Raw genomic sequence first — 20,082 nt, 5'->3', positions numbered from 1 at the left:
GATCTGCCCGTGAGCGCCACGATCGCGCTCGCCCAGATCGACGTCGAAGCCGGGGCCGTCGAAGCCAACCGCCGGCGAGCGACCGATGCGATCGCCCGCGCGGCCGATCGGGGCGCCGATCTGGTCGCGTTGCCCGAGATCTTCAACGTCGGCTTCTTCGCGTTCGACCTGTACCACCGGCTGGCCGAGTCGCTGGGCGGCGAGACGCTCTCGCGGATCGCCGACGCCGCGGCCGAGCACGACGTCGCCGTCCTCGCGGGGAGCATCGTCGAGGATCTGGCGGCGACGACCGGCGTCGAGACGCCCGCCGAGGAGGGGCTCGCTAACACCTCCGTCTTCTTCGATCGCGACGGCGAGCGGCGAGCGGTGTACCGCAAGCGTCACCTGTTCGGCTACGACTCGGCGGAGGCCGACCTGCTCGTCCCCGGCGAGCGCACCGCGACCGCCGAGTTCGAGGACTTCACCGTCGGGATGACGACCTGCTACGATCTGCGCTTTCCCGAGCAGTACCGCGAGCTGGTCGACGCCGGCGCGACGCTCGTACTCGTTCCCTCGGCGTGGCCCTACCCCCGCGTCGAGCACTGGCAGACGCTCTCGCGGGCGCGAGCCATCGAGAACCAGTGTTACGTCGCCACGATCAACGGGTCGGGCGAGTTCGACGACGCGACGCTGCTGGGGCGTTCGACCGCGTACGACCCCTGGGGGACGCCGCTTTCGTCCTGCGACGACGAGCCGACGATCGTCACCGCGGAGCTCGATCCCGACCGCGTCGCTTCGGTTCGCGAGGAGTTCCCCGCGCTGCGCGACCGGCGCGTCTGATCGGCAGCGCGCCGTGCGGTGCCGGGACGACCGGGGTTCCGCAGACAGTGCATTTATACGTTCGCCTGCCCAACAACCGCTTGCCGGACACACGGCGCTTTTCACGTCGTTCCGGCACAACGCTCGTCGCGCTCGACCCGACTCCGGGATCGACCTAGGCGATCCCGGTTCGCTCCGGTCCGACGGTCCGCTGCACGCTCGAAGCGGGTTCCGGACCCGGAGCATCCCGGCGTCCCACCTCGGCCCACTCCGCCTTTCACGCTTTCCGTACAGTACGACCGGCTAGCTGTCGCGCTCAGTCGGCGATTTTTTCGATCTCGCCTTTCACCAGCGCCGCGTCGAAGTCGTGGTCCGGGCGCAGCTTCACGAAGTCGAGGAACTCGCGCGCGGCGAGTACCTCCTCGGTGGAGTAGCGGGCCGCGGCGGCGTCGATGGCGTCGCGGGCGCCGATCGTCGGCGCGAGCACGGCCAGCGCGCAGGCCAGATCGTACGAGCGGGCCGACGCCAGCCCCTCCTCGCGGACGTAGGTGGCGTCGATGAAGTACAGTTCGTCGTCGGCGATCAGCACGTTCTCGGCCCGCAGGTCGCCGTGGGCCAGCTCGTCGTCGTGCATCCGCCGGAGCGCGCCGAACAGCTCGCCGGCGCGCCGCCGCTTCTCGGCGGTCGAGAGGTCGTCGAACGTTCGGAAGTCGTCGAGATATTCCAGCACGAGGACGCCGAACTCGTCGAACTCGAACACGCCGACCGGCTCGGGGGCGTTCAGCCCGATCCGGCGCATCTCCTCGGTCGCTTCTAGCTCGTGGCGCGCCATCTCGACGGGGCCGTCGAACCGGCCGAAAAAGCCCGCCGTCCCGCTGGAGAAGACGCCCGCGTTGCGCGCGCCGGTGATGACGGCGTGGACGAACGCGTTCTGGGGCGAGATCAGCTTCACGAACCAGCGCTCGTCGACGACCAGCGGCGTCGACAGCCAGTTGTCGGCGTCGAGAAACGTGATCCGGACCTGCTCGCGGTCCGCGCGGCGCGCCAGCTCGGCGCCGATGGCTTCCAGCTGGGACCACCCGACGGTACCCCTGACGATGCCGCGCAGATCCATCACGCGGATGCAAGGTTGCGAGGGTTAAATGCCTCCCGGCGCGCGTCGTTCCCGATCGTTCGTGATCTTTATGCGGTACGTCCGCGAACCTCGATCCATGGAGTTTCGCGTCCCCGACGAGCACCGGATGATCCGCGAGAGCGTCCGGGACTTCTGCGAGGCCGAGATCGCACCGATCGCCCAGGAGATCGAGGACGAGCACCGGTTCCCCGACGAGATTTTCGACCAGCTCGCCGAGCTCGACGTGATGGGCGTTCCCATCGACGAGTCCCACGGCGGGCTCGGCGGCGACCAGTTCATGTACGCGCTCGTCACCGAGGAACTCGGGCGGGTGTCGGGCGCGATCGGGCTGTCGTACGCCGCCCACGTCAGCCTCGGCTCGAAGCCGATCGAGCTGTTCGGGAGCGACGCGCAGAAAGAGCGCTGGCTCCGCCCGCTCGCGGAGGGCGAGCACATGGGCGCGTGGGCGCTCACCGAGCCCGGGAGCGGAAGCGACGCCAGCGACATGGATACTCGGGCTCGCAAGGAGGGCGACGAGTGGGTTCTCAACGGGACCAAGCAGTTCATCACGAACGCCAACGTCGCGGGATCGATCCTCGTCAAGGCCGTCACCGATCCCGAAGCGGGCTACGACGGCATCTCGACGTTCATCGTCGATCCCGACGCCGACGACGGGTTCGAGGTGACGACCGTCTGGGACAAGCTCGGGCTGAACGCCTCGCCGACCTGCGAGATCAACTTCGACGACTGCCGGATCCCCGAGGATCGTCTGCTCGGCGAGGAAGGCGAGGGGTGGCGCCAGACCACGAAGACGTTAGACGGCGGGCGCATCTCGATCGCGGCGCTGTCGGTCGGGCTCGCGCAGGGCGCCTACGAGGCGGCCAAGTCATACGCCACCGAGCGCGAGCAGTTCGGCCAGCCGATCTCGGAGTTCGACGCGATCCGGGACAAGCTGGTGACGATGGACCGGAAGATCGAGCGCTCGCGCCTGCTCACCCACAAGGCGGCGTGGGCGTACGACGAGGGCGAGGACTGCACGCGCCTGTCCTCGCTCGCCAAGTTAGACGCCAGCGAGACCGCCCGCGAGGTCGCCGAAGAAGCGATCCAGACGCTGGGCGGCTACGGCTACACGACCGACTTCGCGCCACAGCGGTTCTACCGGGACGCCAAGCTGATGGAGATCGGCGAGGGAACCAGCGAGATCCAACATCTCGTGATCGGGCGGGAACTGGGGCTCTGAGCCCGGGCGGGAGCGGGGATCCGACCTCGGTCGGACGCCGGCGGCGACCGCAGCGGTGCCTCCACAGTTAGGCACGACCACTATGTCGGTTCGACGAACAGGTTCTCGGAGAGTGCACCGACCGACGCTTCCCACCGCAACCGCCCTGCAACCGCGGGGGCAACGCTGACGGACTCGACGCCGTCGTCCCGCGGGCAGGTCGGCATCGAGACGATGATCGTCTTCGTCGCGATGATTCTGGTCGCCGCGATCGGGGCGACGCTGCTGATCTCGACCGCCGGAATGCTCCAGAACACGGCGGAGGCGACCAGCGAGGACTCCACTGCGCAGGTCAGCGACCAGCTGCTGGTCGTCGGCGCCACGGGCACGATCGACGTCGACGGCGGGGATCGGACGGTCGACGCCGTCGACCTGACGGTGACGACCTCGCCCGGCGCCGACGAGATCGATCTCTCGCAGGCGTCGGTGGAGGTCGTCGGAGCGACCCGCCAGCGCACGCTCGGCTACGGCGAGAGCGCCGATTCCGGTTCGTTCGGGGTCGAGCCGCTGGTCGACGACGACGCCAGCGCCCCGGTGCTGAACGACCGCAGCGATCGCTTTTCGGTTCGAATAACGCTCGACGGCGACGCGCGGCTCGCCCCCGGCGAGCGAGCGACGATCCGGCTCGTCGGCGCTGACGGGAGCGTTCAGACGAAAATAGTCGGGGCGCCCCAGTCGCTCCGGTCGTACGAAGCGGGCGACGACGTGGCGCTCTGAAGCCGTCGCGGCGTCGCGGGGCGGAGGACGCGGGATCGGAGCGGACTGCGCCGCGGCGTCGTGACGCCGCTGCCGATCGAGCGCGGCGCTCAGTCCAGTACGAGCTGTTTCTCGTAGTCGGTGAGGTTCTCGCAGCCGTCCTCGGTGACGACGACGAAGTCCTCGATTCGGATGCCGCCCACGTCGGGATCGTAGAGGCCGGGCTCGACGGTGACGATCTGGCCGGGCCGCAGCTCCTCGCCGGTGGGGTTGAGCGTCGGCTGCTCGTGGACGTCCAGCCCGATGCCGTGACCCGTCCCGTGGATGAAGCCCGTTTCCGTCGAGGGGTCGGCTCGCAGCGTCGGGTAGCCGGCGTCCTCGTAGACGTCACAGACCGCATCGTGGACCGCCTTGCCCGTGACGCCCGCCTCGATGGTGTCGAGCGCGGCCTCCTGGGCGTCGAGGGTCGCGTCGTAGCGCTCGCGGACCGCCTCGGAGGAGTCGCCGCGCAGGAACGTGCGGGTCATGTCGGCGTGGTACTTCGAGTCCTTGTCCCGCGGGAAGATGTCGACGACGATCGGCTCGTCCGCGGGCAGCGGACCGCTACCGCGGTCGTGGGGGTCGGCCGCGTCGGCGCCGCCGGCGACGATCGTCTCGTCGAGCGCACAGCCGTTCCGGAGCAGTTCGATCTCGATCTCCTGGGTGACGAACTCGCTGGTCAGGGGCTCGTCGTCGCGGTGGAGCACGCCGTCTCGAATTTCGGCGTCAGCGATCAGCTCCTCGGCCCGCCGCATGGCGGCCTCGTTCGCGCGCTGGGCCGTCCGGACGTTGTCGATCTCCTCGTCGGTCTTGACCGACCGGATTTCGGTGATCACGTCCGAGCGCTCGACCGCGACGGCGACGTCGCGCTCGCGCAGTCCGTCGGCGGTGGCGGTGGGGAACGAGCCGGGGACCAGCGTCGCGCCGACGCCGTGGTCGGCGAGAAACGCGGCGATCACGTCGAGCCGCGCTTCCTTCGGGCCGTCACGAGCCGCTCGCTCCTGGTAGTTGTAGTCGCCCAGCCGAGCGACGGTGGCCGCGCGGCTCTCCGTCTCGGCGCGGCCGTACTCCAGCCCCGAGACCAGCAGGTGGACGTCGGCGCCGTCGTACAGCCCGACGAAGGGGTCGGGCGCGTCGAAGCCGCAGACGTAGTACTGATCGGAGTCGTCGTGACCGTCGAACAGGTAGCCGTCGGCACCGTGTTCCTCGACGGCGTCGGCGAGTCGCGAGAGATCCGGGTCCATACCTGATTGCTGAGCGGTGGCGAGTAAAAGACATCGGGATCCGGTCGACGGTCGAGGGCCGCGTCAGGGGCGGTCGATCCGGTCGACGTACCTGACGAACGCCGCGAACCCGTCGCCGAACTCCCGTTTCGTGACCGCTCCGCTCTCGTGGTCGTACGCGACGAGTCCGGCGTCGGCGAGGCGCGGCAGGTGGTTGTGCGCGAGCGCGATCGTCACCTCCCGGTTGTGGAGCGGCCCGGACACCGCGCCGCCAGCCCGCTCGCGCTCGACGACCTCGTCGGCGAGCCGATCGATCGAGACGCTCAGGACGTCCGTCTGAGCGAGCGCGTACAGAGTTCTGCGCCGGCGCTCGTTCGCGAGCAGTTCGAACACGTCGTCGAGCGGGCGATCGACCGACGGCCGCTCGGTGCCAGAGCGCTCGGGATACAGCGCGGAGCTCTCGCCGCGGAACTGCGGGGAGTCGGCGGCGCTCTTCGTCACGGTCCAGCCGTCGTCCGGCACGTGCTCGACGACGGCGTCGAACAGCGGCCTGATCTCGGAGAGCGTGCTGTCGTCGTGGGCGCCGGGGTCGAGGTGGTAGTGCACGACGGCGCCCGCCGATTCGAGCCGGGCGTCCAGTGCGTTGACGAACTGCACGACCTCGCCGCGGGCGAACGAGTCGAGCAGCGCCGACAGCGAGTGGATACAGGCGACCGTCCGCTCGGCGGTGTCGTCCCACTCGCCGAGATACTGACCGACGATCAGGGCGAGTTCCATGGGTCCCGCCGCGTCCGACAGCACCTCGACGGAGAGGTCGGGGATCGCCTCGACGACCGTCGCCCGCTCGGCCTCGGTCGACGGCCCGCTACCGTCGACGATGACCGCGCGATTCGGCATCGCCCCACCGCCCTCCTGACGCCAGAGCGCTAGCCGATCGGCGGGCGTCTGAGAGAGCGTCACGCTCAGGACGTTCTCGCGCTCCGGATCGTCGAACGTTAGCAGGTCCGTGCAAGCGCGATCGTCGGCCGGGTCCGACGGCGGCGCTACGAGGAGTATCGATGTCGAATCCTCCAGGTGCGTCGTCAGGGAGCCGACCGCCATTGTCGATAGTGAGCAGTCTCAGGCCCTTCAGCATTTTTTTATTGCGCAGCGATACCCTCGGTTAATCAGATTTTAACTCCCTCTGTATCTACGTCCGCAGCGCCGCGTCGGCGTCCGACGAACCGCCCGGTTCCGGTACTGTGATACGCCCCCCGCCCGACCCATCGGGCATGAACGTCGAGATCTCTCCCTCGCGGGTTCGCGGCGCGGCGGCGGCGCCGCCGTCGAAGAGTTACACCCACCGAGCGGTGTTGGCGGCCGGCTACGCCGACGGCGCGACCGTTCGGGACCCCCTGACAAGCGCCGACATCCGGGCGACGATGCGGGCCGTCGAAGCGTTCGGCGGGGCGGTCGAGGAGTCGGACGACGGGTCGCTGGACGTCGAGGGCTTCGCCGGCCGCCCCGACGTGCCGGCGGACGTGGTCGATTGTGCCAACAGCGGGACGACGATGCGGCTGGTGACCGCGGCCGCGGCGCTCGCGGACGGCGGCACCGTGCTGACCGGCGACGAGTCGCTGCGCTCGCGCCCCCAGGGGCCGCTGCTGGACGCCATCGAGCAACTCGGCGGGAGCGCCCGCTCGACGCGCGGGAACGGCCAGGCGCCGCTGGTGATCGACGGCCCCATCGCGGGCGGCACGGCGTCGATCCCGGGCGACGTGTCCTCGCAGTTCATTTCCGCGCTGCTCTTTGCTGGTGCGGTCACCGACGAGGGCGTCGAGATCGATCTGGAGACCGAGCTCAAATCGGCGCCGTACGTCGACATCACGATCGAGCTCCTGTCGGCGTTCGGCGTCGACGCCCGGCGGACCGACGCCGGCTTCGCCGTCGACGGCGGGCAGTCCTACGCCCCCTCCGGCGGGGAGTACGCCGTTCCGGGCGACTTCTCGTCGATGTCGTACCTGTTGGCGGCCGGCGCGGTGGCGGCCGAGGACGGTGCGGCGGTCAACGTGCGCGGCGCCCAGCCGAGCGCGCAGGGCGACAGCGCGATCGTCGGCGTCCTGGAGGAGATGGGCGCCGCAATCGACTGGGATCGGGACGCGGGCATCATCTCGGTCGAGCGCTCGGCCCTCTCGGGGACGACCGTCGACGTGGGCGACACGCCGGACCTCCTGCCGACGATCGCGACGCTCGGCGCGATCGCGGACGGCGACACCCGGATCGAGAACTGCGAGCACGTTCGGTTCAAGGAGACGGATCGCGTCAGCGCGATGGCCGAGGAACTGGGCAAGATGGGCGCGAGCGTGACCGAGGAACGCGACGTGCTGACGATCCACGGTGACGAAACCGACCTCTCGGGAGCGACCGTCGAGGGGCGCAAGGACCACCGGATCGTCATGTCGCTGGCCGTGGCCGGGCTCGTCGCGGAGGGGCCGACGACGATTCGGGGCGCCGAGCACGTCGACGTGTCGTTCCCGAACTTCTTCGAGACGATCGAGGAGTTGGGCGTGGACGTGGTGCGGGAGTAACGGACGTCGGAACGCGATCTACTGATTCCCTATCGATGGACACCGGCGATTCGACTCCGGAAGATTTGCTCGCCCGCGTCTCAGCCCTCCTCGACGCCGACGCCACCGACGCGACCGAACTCGACGGCGGCAACGTCGGGACGGTCTACCGAATCACGTTCGCGGATCGCGCGCCCGTCGCCGCGAAGGTCGACGACTCGCCGCTGGGCAACGAGGCCGCCATGCTCCAGTATCTCGCGCGCGAGACGCCGGTTCCCGTGCCCGCCGTGCTCGGCGTCGAGCCCGGGCTGTTGCTGCTGGAGTACGTCGAGGGCGACGGCCGATTCGACGAGCGCGCCGAGCGAGATCTCGCGCGGCAGGTCGCGGCGCTGCACGACCGCTCGGCCGACGCCTTCGGCTTTCCCTTCGACACGCTCTCGGGCCCCTTCACGCAGTCGAACCCCTGGACCGATTCGTGGATCGAGTTCTTCCGGGAGCAGCGCGTGTTGCCCTTCGCCGAGGCCGCGCGGGCCGACGGATCGTTGCCCGAGGGGCCCTACGAGCGCGTCCTCGAATTCGCCGACCGACTGGACGACCTGCTGGTCGAACCCGACGCGCCCGCGCTGCTCCACGGGGACGTGCATCCGGGTAACGTCGTCGTCCGTGAGGGCGAGGTTCGGGCCATCCTCGATCCGGCGATCTTCTTCGGTCACGCCGAGTTCGATCTGGCCTACGTCGACCGGATCGACGCCGTCGGCGATCCGTTCTTCGAGGAGTATCAGCGCCACCGGGCGATCGACGACGGGTTCGTCGAGACGCGCCGGGACGCCTACGCCGCGTTCCACGAACTGGAGAACGTCCGCTTTTTCGGCGATCGGTTGTTGGAGCGACTGGAGTCGGCGCTCGATCGTGTCGGAGTGTGACGACGAGTTCCTGATCGTGTCGCTTCTGTCGCGCCCTCTGGACCATCGGTGAGCGCCCTGAAATCCTGAAAGCCCCCGCAGCGCTTTCTGGAACTATACTGGACGACAACACCACGAAAGCCCCCGCCGCGCTCGACCGGTTGCGGCTCGCTGCGGTCCTCACTTCGTTGCGGTCCTTGCGTCGCCTCTCCGGATCGAGCGCGCGGCCCCTTTCAGTCCCACCCGACCGCAACCTCGGCCTCCCCAACCGACTCCTTCAGTCGCTCCGCTCCTTCAGTCGTCCCTCGCACGGCGCTGTCTCGTCACAGGGACTCGACAGCGCGCGCCACCGCAGCCGCACGGCCCGGCGCGCCCCTGTGGCGCGCCGACGGGGAAGGGCAGGTCTGTGCAGTTGTTGGACCTGGTGGAATGAAAGGGCGAGGCGCGGTCGCCGTCGCTGAGTCGGCGCTATCCGAACGCAGTGAGGATATCCGGTTCAGCGACGGCGAGCGGGCCGAGGGCTTTCGTGGTGTTCTTCGTCGAAGTTGCAACTGCTAAGGGCCGAGGGCGTTCGAGGCGAAGCCGTATGTGTCGATCCTCGATGCCCGCCCTTCTTGCGTAGATTGCAAAACCTAAATGTGCGGCACTCTCACTGACGCGTAATGAACGGCAATTCGTTCGGTCGCCTCTTTCAGGTGACCACGTTCGGCGAGAGCCACGGCGAGGCGATGGGCGTGACCGTGTCGGGCTGTCCGGCCGGGCTCGAACTCTCCGAGGAGGACATTCAGGGCGACCTCGACCGGCGAAAGCCGGGACAGTCGAAGATATCGACGAGCCGCGGCGAGCCAGACGACGTAGAGATCAAAAGCGGCGTTCAGGACGGCTACACCACGGGCACGCCGATCGGGATGGTCATCCAGAACAAGGACGCCCGCTCGGGCAAGTACGAGCCCTTCATCACGGCGCCTCGGCCCTCGCACGGCGACTTCACCTACTCGTCGAAGTTCGGCACGCGCAACTGGGGCGGCGGCGGGCGCTCCTCGGCTCGCGAGACGGTGAACTGGGTCGCCGCGGGCGCGATCGCCAAGAAGCTCCTGCAACAGGAGGGCATCGAGCTGAAGGCCCACGTCAACCAGATCGGCGACATCGAGGCGCCGGAGGTCTCCTTCGAGCAGATGCTCGAACACTCGGAAGAGAACGACGTGCGCTGTGCCGATCCCGACGCCGCCGCGGAGATGCAGGAACTGATCGAGGACTACCAGGAGAAGGGCGACTCCATCGGCGGGTCGATCTACTTCGAGGCCCGGGGCGTCCCGCGCGGGCTCGGCGCGCCGCGCTTCGACTCCATGGAAGCCCGCCTCGGCCAGGCGATGATGAGCGTTCCCGCGACGACCGCCTTCGAGTTCGGCCTCGGCACGGGGGCCCGCGAGGTGTCGGGCTACGACCGGAACGACCACTGGGAGTTCTCGGAGGACGGCGAGCCCGTCCCCGCCGAGAACGACCACGGCGGGCTGCAGGGCGGCATCACCTCGGGCGAGCCGATCTACGGCGAGGTGACGCTGCACGCCCCGACCTCGATCCCGAAGACCCAGCAGACCGTCGACTGGGAGACCGACGAGGTCAAAGAGGAGAAAGTCATCGGCCGTCACGACCCGGTGCTGCCGCCCCGCGGCGTCCCCGTCGTCGAGTCGATGCTCGCGCTTACGCTGGTCGACTTCATGCTCCTGTCGGGACGGCTCAACCCCGACCGCGTCGACGGACAGGTGGGTGAGTACGACACCGACTACCATCCCTCCAGCCCGCGCAACGAGTAGCCCGCAACGCGGGACGCCGACGCCCGATCTCACGCAGGACGCCGACGCCCGGGTTCTACGTCTCGAATCGGTGCTTACAGATATCTCCAGCCGCTGCTACGGGTAATGCGAGTGAGCGTGGGGAGCGGGAACCCGGTCAAGATCGCGGCGGTCGAGGACGCCCTGGCGGACGTCCCCGGTATCGCAGTCGAGAGTGTCGACGTCGACTCCGGCGTCCCGGAGCAACCCCGGGGACGCGCCGAGACGATCGAGGGCGCGGAGACGCGCGCCCGGCGTGCCCTCGACGCGGGCGCGTACGACCTCGGCGTCGGCGTCGAGGGCGGCGTCGCCGACCTGGCGTCGCGGCCGGGGCTGTACCTGATCATGTGGGCCGCCGCAACAGATGGCGAGCGGACGGCTCGCGGCGCCGGCCCGACGATTCGCCTCCCCGAATCGATGGCCGAGCCCGTCCGCGAGGGGCGCGAACTCGGCCCCGTCGTCGACGAGGTGCTGGGCACCGAGAACGCGGGCGAGGGGAGCGGCGCTGCCGGCCTCCTCACGGGCGAGGCCATCGACCGGCAGTCGTCGCTGGCCCACGCCGTCGCCGCGGCGCTGGGCCCGTTCGTCACCCCGCACTACGACCGGTAGACTGCGAGCGCGATATCGTTCGTGCGGGACGCCGCCGTGCAAGCGTCGGGACTGTCCGGTCCCGGACCGGTCCGATCGCGAGGGGATTAACCAGCCGTACCAACGGCGCCCCCTGGCCGGTTTATTTCGGGAGCGATCGATGTCAAAATCGCTGCACGGGAGCGGGTTAACCCCGCGTACCAAACTCCCTAAGGCGGTCTTACCTCTATCCAGTTGTATGAGCACGACCGCAACCGCGACCGCCGAGGCCGAGACCGCCGCCGCCGACCTGTCCGATAAACAGCGCCGCATCCTCACGTACCTCCGCGAGCGCGCGGCGACCAAGACGTACTTCAAGTCGCGGCTGATCGGCGACGCGCTCGACATGACCGCCAAGGAAGTGGGCGCGAACATGACCGCGATCCAGGAGGGCAACTTCGACGTCGACGTCGAGAAGTGGGGCTACTCGTCGAGCACGACCTGGAAGGTCAGCGCGTAGTCGGGACTCGACGCCACAGCGGGACGCAAAAACGTCGTTTCGCGGTCACTCGTTTTGCAGTCGATCGGGCGTCGCCCGAGCTACGGATCGAACCGGATCAGCTCGTCGGCCTCGCCCGCCAGCGCTTCGGCGTCTTCGTCGAAGGAGTCGGCGTACCGAACGATCAGCGTCAGCACCGTCTCGGGCTCTCGTACCGCGTAGCCGTCCGCCCGCGAGAGCAGGCCCGCCGACTCCAGTTCGCCGGCGTACTTGCTCACCGTCGGGCGCGAGACGCCGACCGCGTCGGCGATGTCGCCCCCGGTCGCCGACGGGTCTCGCAGGAGTTCGACGAGCATCCCCCGCGGCGTCTCGCGGCGGAGATAGCCCAGCGCCACTTGCTCGAACTCCGAGAATCTGTCGGCGGGGAAGTACCGACGGTAGTCGCCGTCGCGGCGGGATTCGATCCGGCCCGCGTCGAGCAGCTCGCGGAGGTGGTGCTGGGTTTCGCCGGTCCCGAGTTGCAGGTCGTCGCGGACCTTCGAGAAGTGCGCGCCCGGCGTCGTCGCGAGATAGCCCGAGATCGCGCTCCGGGCCTCGCTATCGTCGGCCTCGGCGTCCTCGCCCGCGGCCACGCCGGCGAACGGCGCCGCGGCGCCGAGGGCGGCAAAGCGCCGGAGCGTGGCGCGCTTGGACTCGTCGACGTCTCGGGGACCGGACATCTACCTCGAAGTAGGACGGGTCGAAATAAAACGGCTTCGGATGCACGAGGTTGCTTCCAATACTCACGTTCGAACAAAAGTGGCTGCGAGTTGGTTCGGTTGGTTGCGGGTCGCTTTGGCGGCCACGGAGGGTCGCCGAACCGCGGGGCTTACTCCAACTCCTCTTCGAGATCGGCCGCGCCTTCCTCCTGGTCCATCTCCTCGATCACTTCGTCGGCGCTGCGGATGTTCGCACCGGCGCTGCCCTCCTTGATCGCCTGGGCTTCCTCTTCCATCTGCTCGACGTCCATCTCGGCCTCGGCGTCGATCTGGCCGAGGATCTCCTCGATGTCATCGAGCCCGAGCATCTCGCGGGTCTCCTGATCGAAGTCGAGGCTGTTCAGCGAGCCGTCCTGCTGCTGGACGTCGCTGCCGGTGAGGTGCTTGCCGTAGCGGCCGACCATCGAGGTCAGCTCCTGGGGCATCAGGAACGTGTTGGACTCGCCCTTGCCGATCTCCTCGAGCGTCTCCATCCCCTTGTCGATGACGGCGCGTTCGCCCATCGACTCGGCGGACTTGGCGCGCAGCACGGTCGAGATGGCGTCACCCTGCGCTTCGAGAATCTGGCTCTGCTTTTCACCCTGCGCGCGGATGATGTTGGACTGCTTGTCACCTTCGGCCTGCTCGACGGCGGAGCGCCGTTCACCCTGCGCTTCGAGGATCATCGCGCGGCGGCGACGCTCGGCGCTGGTCTGTTGCTCCATGGCCTCCTGGACGTCCTTCGAGGGGTTGACCTCGCGGACCTCGACGGACTCGACGCGGATCCCCCACTCGTCGGTGGGCTCGTCAAGTTCCTTCCGGATCTTCGCGTTGATCTCCTGGCGCTTGTTGAGCGTGTCGTCGAGTTCCATGTCGCCCAGCACGGCTCGCAGCGTCGTCTGGGCGAGATTCGAGACGGCCCGCTTGTAATCGTCGACTTCGAGGAACGCCTTCTTGGCGTTCATCACTTTGATGTAGACGACGGCGTCGGCGGTCACCGGCGAGTTGTCGCGGGTGATCGCCTCCTGCCGGGGCACGTCCAGCGTCTGGGTTCGCATGTCGAACTTGTGAGTATTCGAGACGAACGGCGGGACGAAGTTGATACCCGGTTCGAGCAGTTTCCGGTACTCCCCGAACACCGTCAACGCGCGCTTTTCGGTCGCGTCGACGATCTCGATCGAACTTGCGAGTGTTACGACCGCCAGCAGGAGCAGGAGGGCCCCGAGGACCGTAATCGTCGGGACAGCCTGCAGTAGTATTTCTCCGGCCATGAGCGCAATTTATGTCGGGAGCGTAATAAGAGTTCGCTGTTCGTAACGGTCTATCATTTCCCGGGGTGCGACAGATCGGCCGCCGATCCGCCTGTTTCCTCCTCGCCTCACCCCGCTTCTTCTGTCTCGACGTCGCGCTGCTCGTCGGCCGTCTCGGCCTCGGACTCGGCGTCGTTCGAGGAAGCGTCGGCGTCCGACGATTCGGTCTCGGACTCCGACGATTCGGTCTCGGACTCCGACGATTCGGTCTCGGACTCCGACGATTCGGTCTCGGAATCCGAGGACTCAGTCTCGGCGTCCGCGGCCGTGGGGTCGGCATCCTGCGGGTCGTCGTCCTCCGCGGCGCTACTGTCGCGTTCGAGTTCGCGGTCGATCACGTCCCGGTCGTACTGCTCCATCGAGTCGACCGTCACGACGTTGCCGCCGCCCGGATCGACGACGATCACTTGGGTCCCCTCGGGAATCTCCTCGTCGAACGCGCGGGCCTGGAAGAACGGGTTGAACCCGCCGTCCTCTAACTTGACCTGGCCTTCTGTCGCGGTGACGCGCTCGGTGACTTGTCCGGTCTGGCCCTTCAGCGAGTCCGAGTCGCTCGTCCGAGCGGTCCCTTTCCCGCCGTAGAAGTCGAACTCCCGGTAGATCCACAGCGCGGCCGCGCCCACGACCAGCACCGTCGCGGCCATCGCGATCGGCGCGGCCAGCGGGGTAAAGGCCATCCCCAGCAGTCCCGCGAACAGCAGCGCGACGCCGAGCACGATCAGGTGGGCGCCGGGCGCCATCGCTTCCATCACTAAAAGGACGATTCCGGCGATCACCAACAACAGCGGCGGGTCGACGGCCTCCAACACCATACGCGGGTGTTGGGAACGTGACCGATTAATGCTTGCGCACGATTCGATACTCGCGACCCGCTCGCTCTCGATTGCGGATTCCTACCCGGTGAACACCATGGCCGTCCGCAGGATGATCAGCACGCCGACGAGCGCGCCGAGCGCGACGAACGCCGCGTTTTCGAGGTCGATCTCCTCGGGGTCGATCGAGCGGTCGATCGCCTCGTAGGGGTCCTCGCCGTCGTCCTCGTCGGGGTGCTCCCCGTCCGACGCTGCGTCCCCCGCGTCGTCGTCCTCCAGATCCGCGAGGCTGTACTCCCACTCGTGGCCCCCGTCCTCGTCGCTCGGCGCTGCCATACGTCATCGTAACCGCCCCAGCACAAAAAGCGATCCGTCCCGGTGGCGCGTCCCGCCGGGCGCTTCCGTCGCCGGTCGGCCTACTGATGCCGCTCCGGCGCCGCGCGCCCCGTCTGCTCCGCGCGTTCGCGCGCGGAGACGACGTCGCCGGCGTAGACGACGCCGCGCTGGGCGTCGATCGTCACCGTGTCGCCGACCTCGACGTCGGCGCCGAGCTCGGCGCCGCTGATCATCGGGATGTCGAGTTCCCGGGCGACCATCGCGGGGTAGCCCGTCATCCCCGGGCGGGCGTCGACGATGCCGCCGAGCTTCGCGGCGTCGCCGTCGAACTCGCCGTCGAACGACTCGTCGAGCGCGAGGATCGCACCCTCGGGAACTGTGGAGAGGTCGCCGTCGGTAGTCCTGGCGACCGGCCCCGACAGCCGTCCGTCGACGACGACGCGACCCGCCGCGACCGCGTCGGCCGCGACGTGGACCTTGAGCATGTTCGTGGTGCTGGTCCCTTCGAGTTCGGTCATCATCCCCGAGAGGACGACGACCGTGTCGCCGCTCTCGGCGGCGCCCGAATCGAGCGCCGCCTGGACGGCGTTCTCGATGACGGCGTCGGACCCCTCGTCGGTGAACGGAGCGTACACCGGTTGAACGCCCCACGACAGGGCCATCTGGCGGCGGACGCGATCGTTCGGCGTCGCCGCGACGACCGGCGCGCCCGGCCGGAACTTCGCGGTTTTCAGGGCAGTGTAGCCGGACTCGCTGGCCGCCACGACCGCGCCGGCGCCGATGTCCCGCGCGAGGTAGCGCGCCGAGCGGGCGAGCGCGTCGGTCCGCGAGTCGTCGGCCGTCGGCACGCGGCTCTCGCGCATCTCGCGGTACTCGCCGCTGCGCTCGACTTCGGCGACGATCCGATCCATCGCCTCGACCACGCGAACGGGATGCTCACCGATCGCCGTCTCCCCCGAGAGCATCACGGCGTCGGTGCCGTCGAGCACGGCGTTGGCCACGTCGGACGCCTCCGCGCGGGTCGGTCGGCGCTCGTGGACCATCGAGTCGAGCATCTCCGTCGCCGTGATGACGGGGACGCCCGCGTCGCGGCACTTGCGGATGATCCGCTTTTGAACGATCGGCACCTCCTCCATCGGGCACTCGACGCCGAGGTCGCCCCGCGCGACCATCACGCCGTACGCGGCGTCGATGATCTCGTCGAGGTTGTCGATCGCGCCCGCGCGCTCGATCTTCGCGATGATCGGAATGTCGGCGCCGGCCTCCTCGAGAACCTGATTGACCTCGTAGACGTCGTCGGCGTCCCGGACGAAGCTCGCCGCGACGAAGTCGGCGCCCTTCTCGGCGGCCAGCTCCAGATCCTTGCGGTCCTTCTCGGTGACGACGTCGAGATCCAGATCGACGCCGGGGATGTTGACGCCCTTGCGGCCGGGCAGGGGGCCGCCGTCCTCGACGTGTGCGTACACGGCGTCGCCGTCCACTCGAGTTACGGTCGTCTCGATCCGCCCGTCGTCGAGCAGGATGCGGTCGCCCTCGGCGACGCCGGAGATCGAGACCGACAGGCCGACCTCCTCGGGCGTCGCGTCCTCGCCCTCGACGAACCGGATATCGCTGCCGGCCTCGAGTTCGATCGGCTCGTCGATCGGCGCGGTGCGGATCTCCGGCCCCTTGGTGTCGAGCATCGCGGCCAGCGGTTCGTCGGCCGCCTCGTCGACCGCCTGGATGCGGTCGATCAGCTCGCCCCGCGTCTCGAGGTCGCCGTGGCTCGCGTTGAGCCGCGCAACCGACATCCCGGCGTCCGCCAGATCCCTGATCGAGCGTCGGGAATCCGACGCCGGCCCCAGGGTACAGACTATCTTCGCGTTTCTCATGCCCGGGTGTACGCCCGACCTACTCAAAAAACGCTTTGTTCCGGCCGCGCGTGGTACGTTTGCACACTGACACCGGTCGATCCGTGACGACTCGCCGCCGATCGGCCGCTGAAACGAACGTATGCGGTGGCTGGCCGAGCCGAGACCCCGCCGTCAGTCCGTTCCCGTCGCGTCGACCGGGGCTTTCTTGCCCACCGGCGTTCCATCGTCGACCATGACAGAGGATCCGAGCCTGCTCTCGTCGCTGCCGGACGCGCCGCTGACCCGCGACGCCATCGACGCGCTGAGCGACGCCGACGCCGTGCGCCACGCCTCGCCGGTGCTGATTCGCGGCCCCGGCGGCCGATCCGGGCCGAACGAGGACCACGCCGAGGACGTGCTCGTCGCGACCGACGAGCGCATCTGGTATCTCTCGCTGGAGCCCGAGGGCGGCTGGTCGGCCGAGCGCGACGCGTCCTACGACGACGGCGAGTTCGACGACGCGCTAGAGGAGATCCGCCTCGAAGCGTCGAAGCACGCCGAACGGAAGTACCAGGACGAAACCGAGTTCGAGATCGGGTGACGCGGGACGCCATCGCTATCGGGGAGAGCGATCAACTAGATTCGGCGGCGGCGGCGGTCCGGGAAGGGCCGTCGGCGGGCCGTTCGAAGAACGCGGCGATGAACTTGCGCTCGACGGCCCGGAGATGTTTGAGTAGCGTCGACGTCGAGATTCCCTGCCGGTCGGCGAGTTCCTCCGCCGTGATCTCCCGCGGCCAGTCGTAGTAGCCCGACTCGTGGGCCGCCGCCAGCACCTCCTCCTGACGAGCCGTGAGCCGGTCCTCGAGCGCGTTCCTGAATTTGCGGTGGCTGAACATCGGCGTGACGTAGGGCTGGTCGGACTTGCGTTCCAGTTCCGCGCCGGGGTGGGCGTCCAGAAACGCGTCGACGATCTCGCACGCATCCTCCGCCGGTGGGATCTCGACCGAGATGTGCCCCTCGCCCTCGTCGCTGTACACGCGGCGGGGCAACGCCCCGAGTTCGCTCAGGAAGACGGCCGGGCACTCGTCCGCGACGTGAAACTCGAAGAGGCCGCCCGAATCGTACTCGTTGAGCAGTGTCGGCTCCGCGGAGGCGTGTTCGTCCGCGAGGTCGACGATCCGGTCGGGATCAGCGCCGACCACCGCGAAAAACTCGGCGTAGGAGCCCTCTCCGCGAGGGAGAATCTCCTCGAGGTAGAGCTGGCAGTTCTCGCCGGCGGACGCACCCACGAAGGGGTACTTCGGGTTCGAGATGCCGAACTCGACCCGCGTGACACCCTCCGGAGCCGGGCGGCGCTCGTTGACTGTCATCGAACTACCCATTCGGCGGTCGTTGGGTTAAATGCTAGCCCCGGCGGCTATCCGTCGAGACGCCGTACTACTGCTATGAACGGCCCCGCTCGCGAGACTTCCGGCGGCTCCGCGCTACTCGCCTGTTCCGTCGACGACGACGAGTCCACCAGTGCCGCCGTGGTGCGAGCGGTCGCAGCGATATCGAACACGGCGGCGACCCGCTTGCCGCCGCTGTACGAGACGGTCGATCCGGACACGCTGGACGGGCTCTTTCCACCGGAGGCGACGGGCGGCGAGCTGCGATTCGACTACGCGGGGTACGCTGTGGTCGTCAGCTCGACGGGGACGATCGAACTGCACGAAACGACCGACAGTCCGCTTTCGGCTTGACGGCGCCGGTGTACGTTCGTCTTCAGCGCCGTATCTTCTCCTTCAGGCCGTATCCACACGCTCGACTCCGGCATCGATATCGCCGGAGCGGCCTTGGCAGCGACTGGGGACGCCGCTCGCCGACTTCGTGGGTCGTGAGAACGAATCGGTCGCAGTGAACCGGTCGCGGAGCGATCGTCCGATCAGAAATCGCCGAGAAGCGGCGCTTCGTCGCTCTCGGCGGTTCGAGGCGTGACCTCGCTCGTCCCGGCGTCGTAGGCGAGGTAGCCCGCGTCGTCGAGTTTCGGGAGGTGAACGTGGTGGAGCGAGAGCAGCACGTCGTCGACCGTCCCGTCCGGAACGTCTGCGGGCGCGGCGTCGTTCTCGATGGCGGCGACGCGTTCGGCGAGCGCTCGACGATCGACGACGGTCTCCTCATCCTGGAGCGCTGTGAGGACGGCCCTGCGGCGCGGGTCCACGACGCTGGTAAGCCGGGCTTCCGAGAGCGTACGGTCGTCGTTGAAGCGAGTTACTGACATCGTACTCTATCGGAGGGGCCGGTAGGGGGTAGGTTGCACGCCAAACGACGTAGGTCTCGACAGCTTACGTAAGGCCGTTGTCCCGTTTGGAAGTCCGCACCGGGCCGTTCGACGCGTCTTCCGTCGCCGGGAGGGTGAAGTAGAACGTCGCGCCCTCGCCGACTTCGGATTCGACCCAGATCCGCCCGCCGTGGCGCTCGACGATGCGCTCGCAAAGCGCGAGCCCGATGCCGCCGCGGTCGTTCCCGCTCGCGGTTTCGCTCGCGTGCATGCGCTCGAACACGTCGAAGATCCGGTCCTGGTACTCGCTCTCGATGCCGATTCCCTCGTCTACCACCGAGAACCGCCACTCGTCGCCCTCGCGGTCGGCGCCGACGCGCACTCGCGGGGGGTCGCTCCCGCTGTACGCGAGGGCGTTCGAGAGCAGCTGCCGGAACACCCGTTCGAGCTGTGTGGGATCCGCGCGCACCGTCGGGAGTTCGTCGGCGCTAACCCTCGCATCGGCGTCGTCGATTCGCGAGCCGAAGTCGTCGAGGACGGTCTCGAAGACGGCGCCGGCGTCGGTCGGTCCGAGCGGCTCGCCGCCGGTCGAAACGCGCGAGTACGCGAGCAGGCTCTCGATCATCGCCTGCATCCGATCGGCGCCGCCCACCGCGAAGTCGATGAACTCCTCGGCGTCCTCGTCGAGATCGTCGCGGTACCGACGCTCCAGCAACTGGAGGTAGCTCGACACCATCCGCATCGGCTCTTGTAGGTCGTGGGAGGCGGCGTACACGAACTCCTCGAGGCGCTCGTTCGAGGTCTGTAGCCGGTCGATCGCGTCCTCGAGGTCGGCCTTCGTCCGTTCCAGTTCCCGGTTGCGGAGTTCGAGTTCTCGCGTGCGCGTCTTCGCGCGGGCGTCGTACAGACCCGCGGCGAAGCCGGCGACGCTGGCGAGCGACGAGAGGACGAGCACGTTGGCGACCGCGTCGTTGAGGTCGACGAGCAACTCCAGAAAGAGGAGAATGCCGATCATCGCGGCGACGCCGCGGAGACACCACCCGGCGACGGTGCCGAAGAACTCGGGGCGAACGTCGGTCCGGGGGAGCCGATAACCGCCGTAGAGGAGCGCGATCCCGGCGCCGACGGTGAGAACCGCGATGCTCAGGCCCTCGCGGAGCATCAGACCCGCGGGAACCTGTGTCAGCGGCCACGCGACGCCGGCCGCGACGTACAGGGCCCCGAGAGCGAGGATCGAACGCCGTCCGCCGACGTTCGAGCGAATCAGTGACACGGCTCTAGTAGCCGGTCAACGGCACGA

21 protein-coding genes are annotated in these 20,082 nt (G+C 68.5%); 10 read left to right on the top strand and 11 right to left on the bottom strand.

Features of this window, described 5'->3' with window-relative positions; genetic code table 11:
• The first annotated feature begins 3 nt into the window (after positions 1-3).
• Positions 4-819 carry a carbon-nitrogen family hydrolase gene (locus NO931_RS11515; protein WP_375142061.1) on the top strand — a complete coding sequence of 272 codons (816 nt, stop codon included), beginning with the start codon at positions 4-6 and terminating at the stop codon, positions 817-819.
• Positions 820-1,114: 295 nt separating this feature from the next.
• Here NO931_RS11515 and NO931_RS11510 read toward each other — a convergent pair whose 3' ends face one another.
• Positions 1,115-1,912 carry an RIO1 family regulatory kinase/ATPase domain-containing protein gene (locus NO931_RS11510; RefSeq protein ID WP_256392476.1) on the bottom strand — a complete coding sequence of 266 codons (798 nt, stop codon included), beginning with the start codon at positions 1,910-1,912 and terminating at the stop codon, positions 1,115-1,117.
• Between the two features lie 97 nt (positions 1,913-2,009).
• Here NO931_RS11510 and NO931_RS11505 point away from each other — a divergent pair, with 97 nt between their 5' ends.
• Positions 2,010-3,152 (top strand): acyl-CoA dehydrogenase family protein, encoded by a 1,143-nt coding sequence (locus NO931_RS11505; RefSeq protein ID WP_256392475.1) that lies wholly within the window; start codon positions 2,010-2,012, stop codon positions 3,150-3,152.
• Positions 3,153-3,170: 18 nt separating this feature from the next.
• A complete protein-coding gene (locus NO931_RS11500; RefSeq protein WP_310737324.1) occupies positions 3,171-3,908 on the top strand; it encodes a flagellin in 738 nt (245 codons plus the stop codon).
• 89 nt (positions 3,909-3,997) lie between these two features.
• Here the strand turns inward: NO931_RS11500 and NO931_RS11495 are convergent, their stop codons facing one another.
• Both NO931_RS11495 and NO931_RS11490 read right to left on the bottom strand, forming a co-directional pair.
• Positions 3,998-5,170 carry a M24 family metallopeptidase gene (locus NO931_RS11495; RefSeq protein WP_256392474.1) on the bottom strand — a complete coding sequence of 391 codons (1,173 nt, stop codon included), beginning with the start codon at positions 5,168-5,170 and terminating at the stop codon, positions 3,998-4,000.
• Positions 5,171-5,233: 63 nt separating this feature from the next.
• Positions 5,234-6,250, bottom strand: coding sequence for a DUF7504 family protein (locus NO931_RS11490; protein WP_256392473.1), 1,017 nt, complete (start codon positions 6,248-6,250; stop codon positions 5,234-5,236).
• Positions 6,251-6,420: 170 nt separating this feature from the next.
• Here NO931_RS11490 and aroA point away from each other — a divergent pair, with 170 nt between their 5' ends.
• From aroA to NO931_RS11465, 5 genes are all read left to right on the top strand, one after another.
• Entirely contained in the window at positions 6,421-7,716 is a 1,296-nt protein-coding gene (gene aroA, locus NO931_RS11485; protein WP_256392472.1) for a 3-phosphoshikimate 1-carboxyvinyltransferase, read from the top strand.
• A gap of 35 nt (positions 7,717-7,751) precedes the next feature.
• Positions 7,752-8,618 carry a fructosamine kinase family protein gene (locus NO931_RS11480; protein ID WP_256392471.1) on the top strand — a complete coding sequence of 289 codons (867 nt, stop codon included), beginning with the start codon at positions 7,752-7,754 and terminating at the stop codon, positions 8,616-8,618.
• A gap of 641 nt (positions 8,619-9,259) precedes the next feature.
• On the top strand, positions 9,260-10,411 hold the full coding sequence (aroC, locus tag NO931_RS11475) for a chorismate synthase (protein ID WP_256392470.1): 1,152 nt from the start codon (positions 9,260-9,262) through the stop codon (positions 10,409-10,411).
• Between the two features lie 105 nt (positions 10,412-10,516).
• Positions 10,517-11,038 (top strand): inosine/xanthosine triphosphatase, encoded by a 522-nt coding sequence (gene yjjX / locus NO931_RS11470; protein WP_256392469.1) that lies wholly within the window; start codon positions 10,517-10,519, stop codon positions 11,036-11,038.
• 217 nt (positions 11,039-11,255) lie between these two features.
• The gene (locus NO931_RS11465; RefSeq protein WP_256392468.1) at positions 11,256-11,516 is read left to right on the top strand and encodes a DUF7123 family protein; all 261 of its coding nucleotides are present in this window, start codon (positions 11,256-11,258) and stop codon (positions 11,514-11,516) included.
• Between the two features lie 80 nt (positions 11,517-11,596).
• Here the strand turns inward: NO931_RS11465 and NO931_RS11460 are convergent, their stop codons facing one another.
• From NO931_RS11460 to pyk, 5 genes are all read right to left on the bottom strand, one after another.
• Positions 11,597-12,214: a winged helix-turn-helix transcriptional regulator gene (locus NO931_RS11460; RefSeq protein ID WP_256392467.1), complete on the bottom strand. Its 618-nt coding sequence runs from the start codon at positions 12,212-12,214 to the stop codon at positions 11,597-11,599.
• A gap of 149 nt (positions 12,215-12,363) precedes the next feature.
• Positions 12,364-13,503, bottom strand: coding sequence for an SPFH domain-containing protein (locus tag NO931_RS11455; RefSeq protein ID WP_256392466.1), 1,140 nt, complete (start codon positions 13,501-13,503; stop codon positions 12,364-12,366).
• Between the two features lie 107 nt (positions 13,504-13,610).
• A complete protein-coding gene (locus tag NO931_RS11450) occupies positions 13,611-14,354 on the bottom strand; it encodes an NfeD family protein (RefSeq protein WP_256392464.1) in 744 nt (247 codons plus the stop codon).
• An 81-nt stretch (positions 14,355-14,435) separates the two neighbouring features.
• Positions 14,436-14,690, bottom strand: coding sequence for a DUF7312 domain-containing protein (locus tag NO931_RS11445; protein WP_256392463.1), 255 nt, complete (start codon positions 14,688-14,690; stop codon positions 14,436-14,438).
• 80 nt (positions 14,691-14,770) lie between these two features.
• Positions 14,771-16,561, bottom strand: coding sequence for a pyruvate kinase (gene pyk / locus NO931_RS11440; protein ID WP_256392462.1), 1,791 nt, complete (start codon positions 16,559-16,561; stop codon positions 14,771-14,773).
• 214 nt (positions 16,562-16,775) lie between these two features.
• On the opposite strand from pyk, the gene NO931_RS11435 reads away from it, so the two are divergent.
• Complete coding sequence (locus NO931_RS11435) at positions 16,776-17,123, top strand: DUF7964 domain-containing protein (RefSeq protein ID WP_256392461.1); 348 nt, start codon at positions 16,776-16,778, stop codon at positions 17,121-17,123.
• Positions 17,124-17,154: 31 nt separating this feature from the next.
• Here the strand turns inward: NO931_RS11435 and NO931_RS11430 are convergent, their stop codons facing one another.
• Positions 17,155-17,892 carry a helix-turn-helix domain-containing protein gene (locus tag NO931_RS11430; RefSeq protein WP_256392460.1) on the bottom strand — a complete coding sequence of 246 codons (738 nt, stop codon included), beginning with the start codon at positions 17,890-17,892 and terminating at the stop codon, positions 17,155-17,157.
• Between the two features lie 75 nt (positions 17,893-17,967).
• Between NO931_RS11430 and ddfA the strand changes: the two genes are divergently transcribed.
• Positions 17,968-18,264: a DdfA family disk-determining factor gene (ddfA, locus tag NO931_RS11425; RefSeq protein WP_256392459.1), complete on the top strand. Its 297-nt coding sequence runs from the start codon at positions 17,968-17,970 to the stop codon at positions 18,262-18,264.
• A gap of 182 nt (positions 18,265-18,446) precedes the next feature.
• Here ddfA and NO931_RS11420 read toward each other — a convergent pair whose 3' ends face one another.
• Positions 18,447-18,782: a DUF7344 domain-containing protein gene (locus NO931_RS11420; protein ID WP_256392458.1), complete on the bottom strand. Its 336-nt coding sequence runs from the start codon at positions 18,780-18,782 to the stop codon at positions 18,447-18,449.
• A 64-nt stretch (positions 18,783-18,846) separates the two neighbouring features.
• The gene (locus tag NO931_RS11415; protein WP_256392457.1) at positions 18,847-20,055 is read right to left on the bottom strand and encodes a sensor histidine kinase; all 1,209 of its coding nucleotides are present in this window, start codon (positions 20,053-20,055) and stop codon (positions 18,847-18,849) included.
• Between the last annotated feature and the right edge of the window lie 27 nt (positions 20,056-20,082).

It is taken from the genome of Natronoarchaeum rubrum, from assembly GCF_024494695.1.
This window is presented reverse-complemented; position numbering and strand designations above follow the sequence as displayed.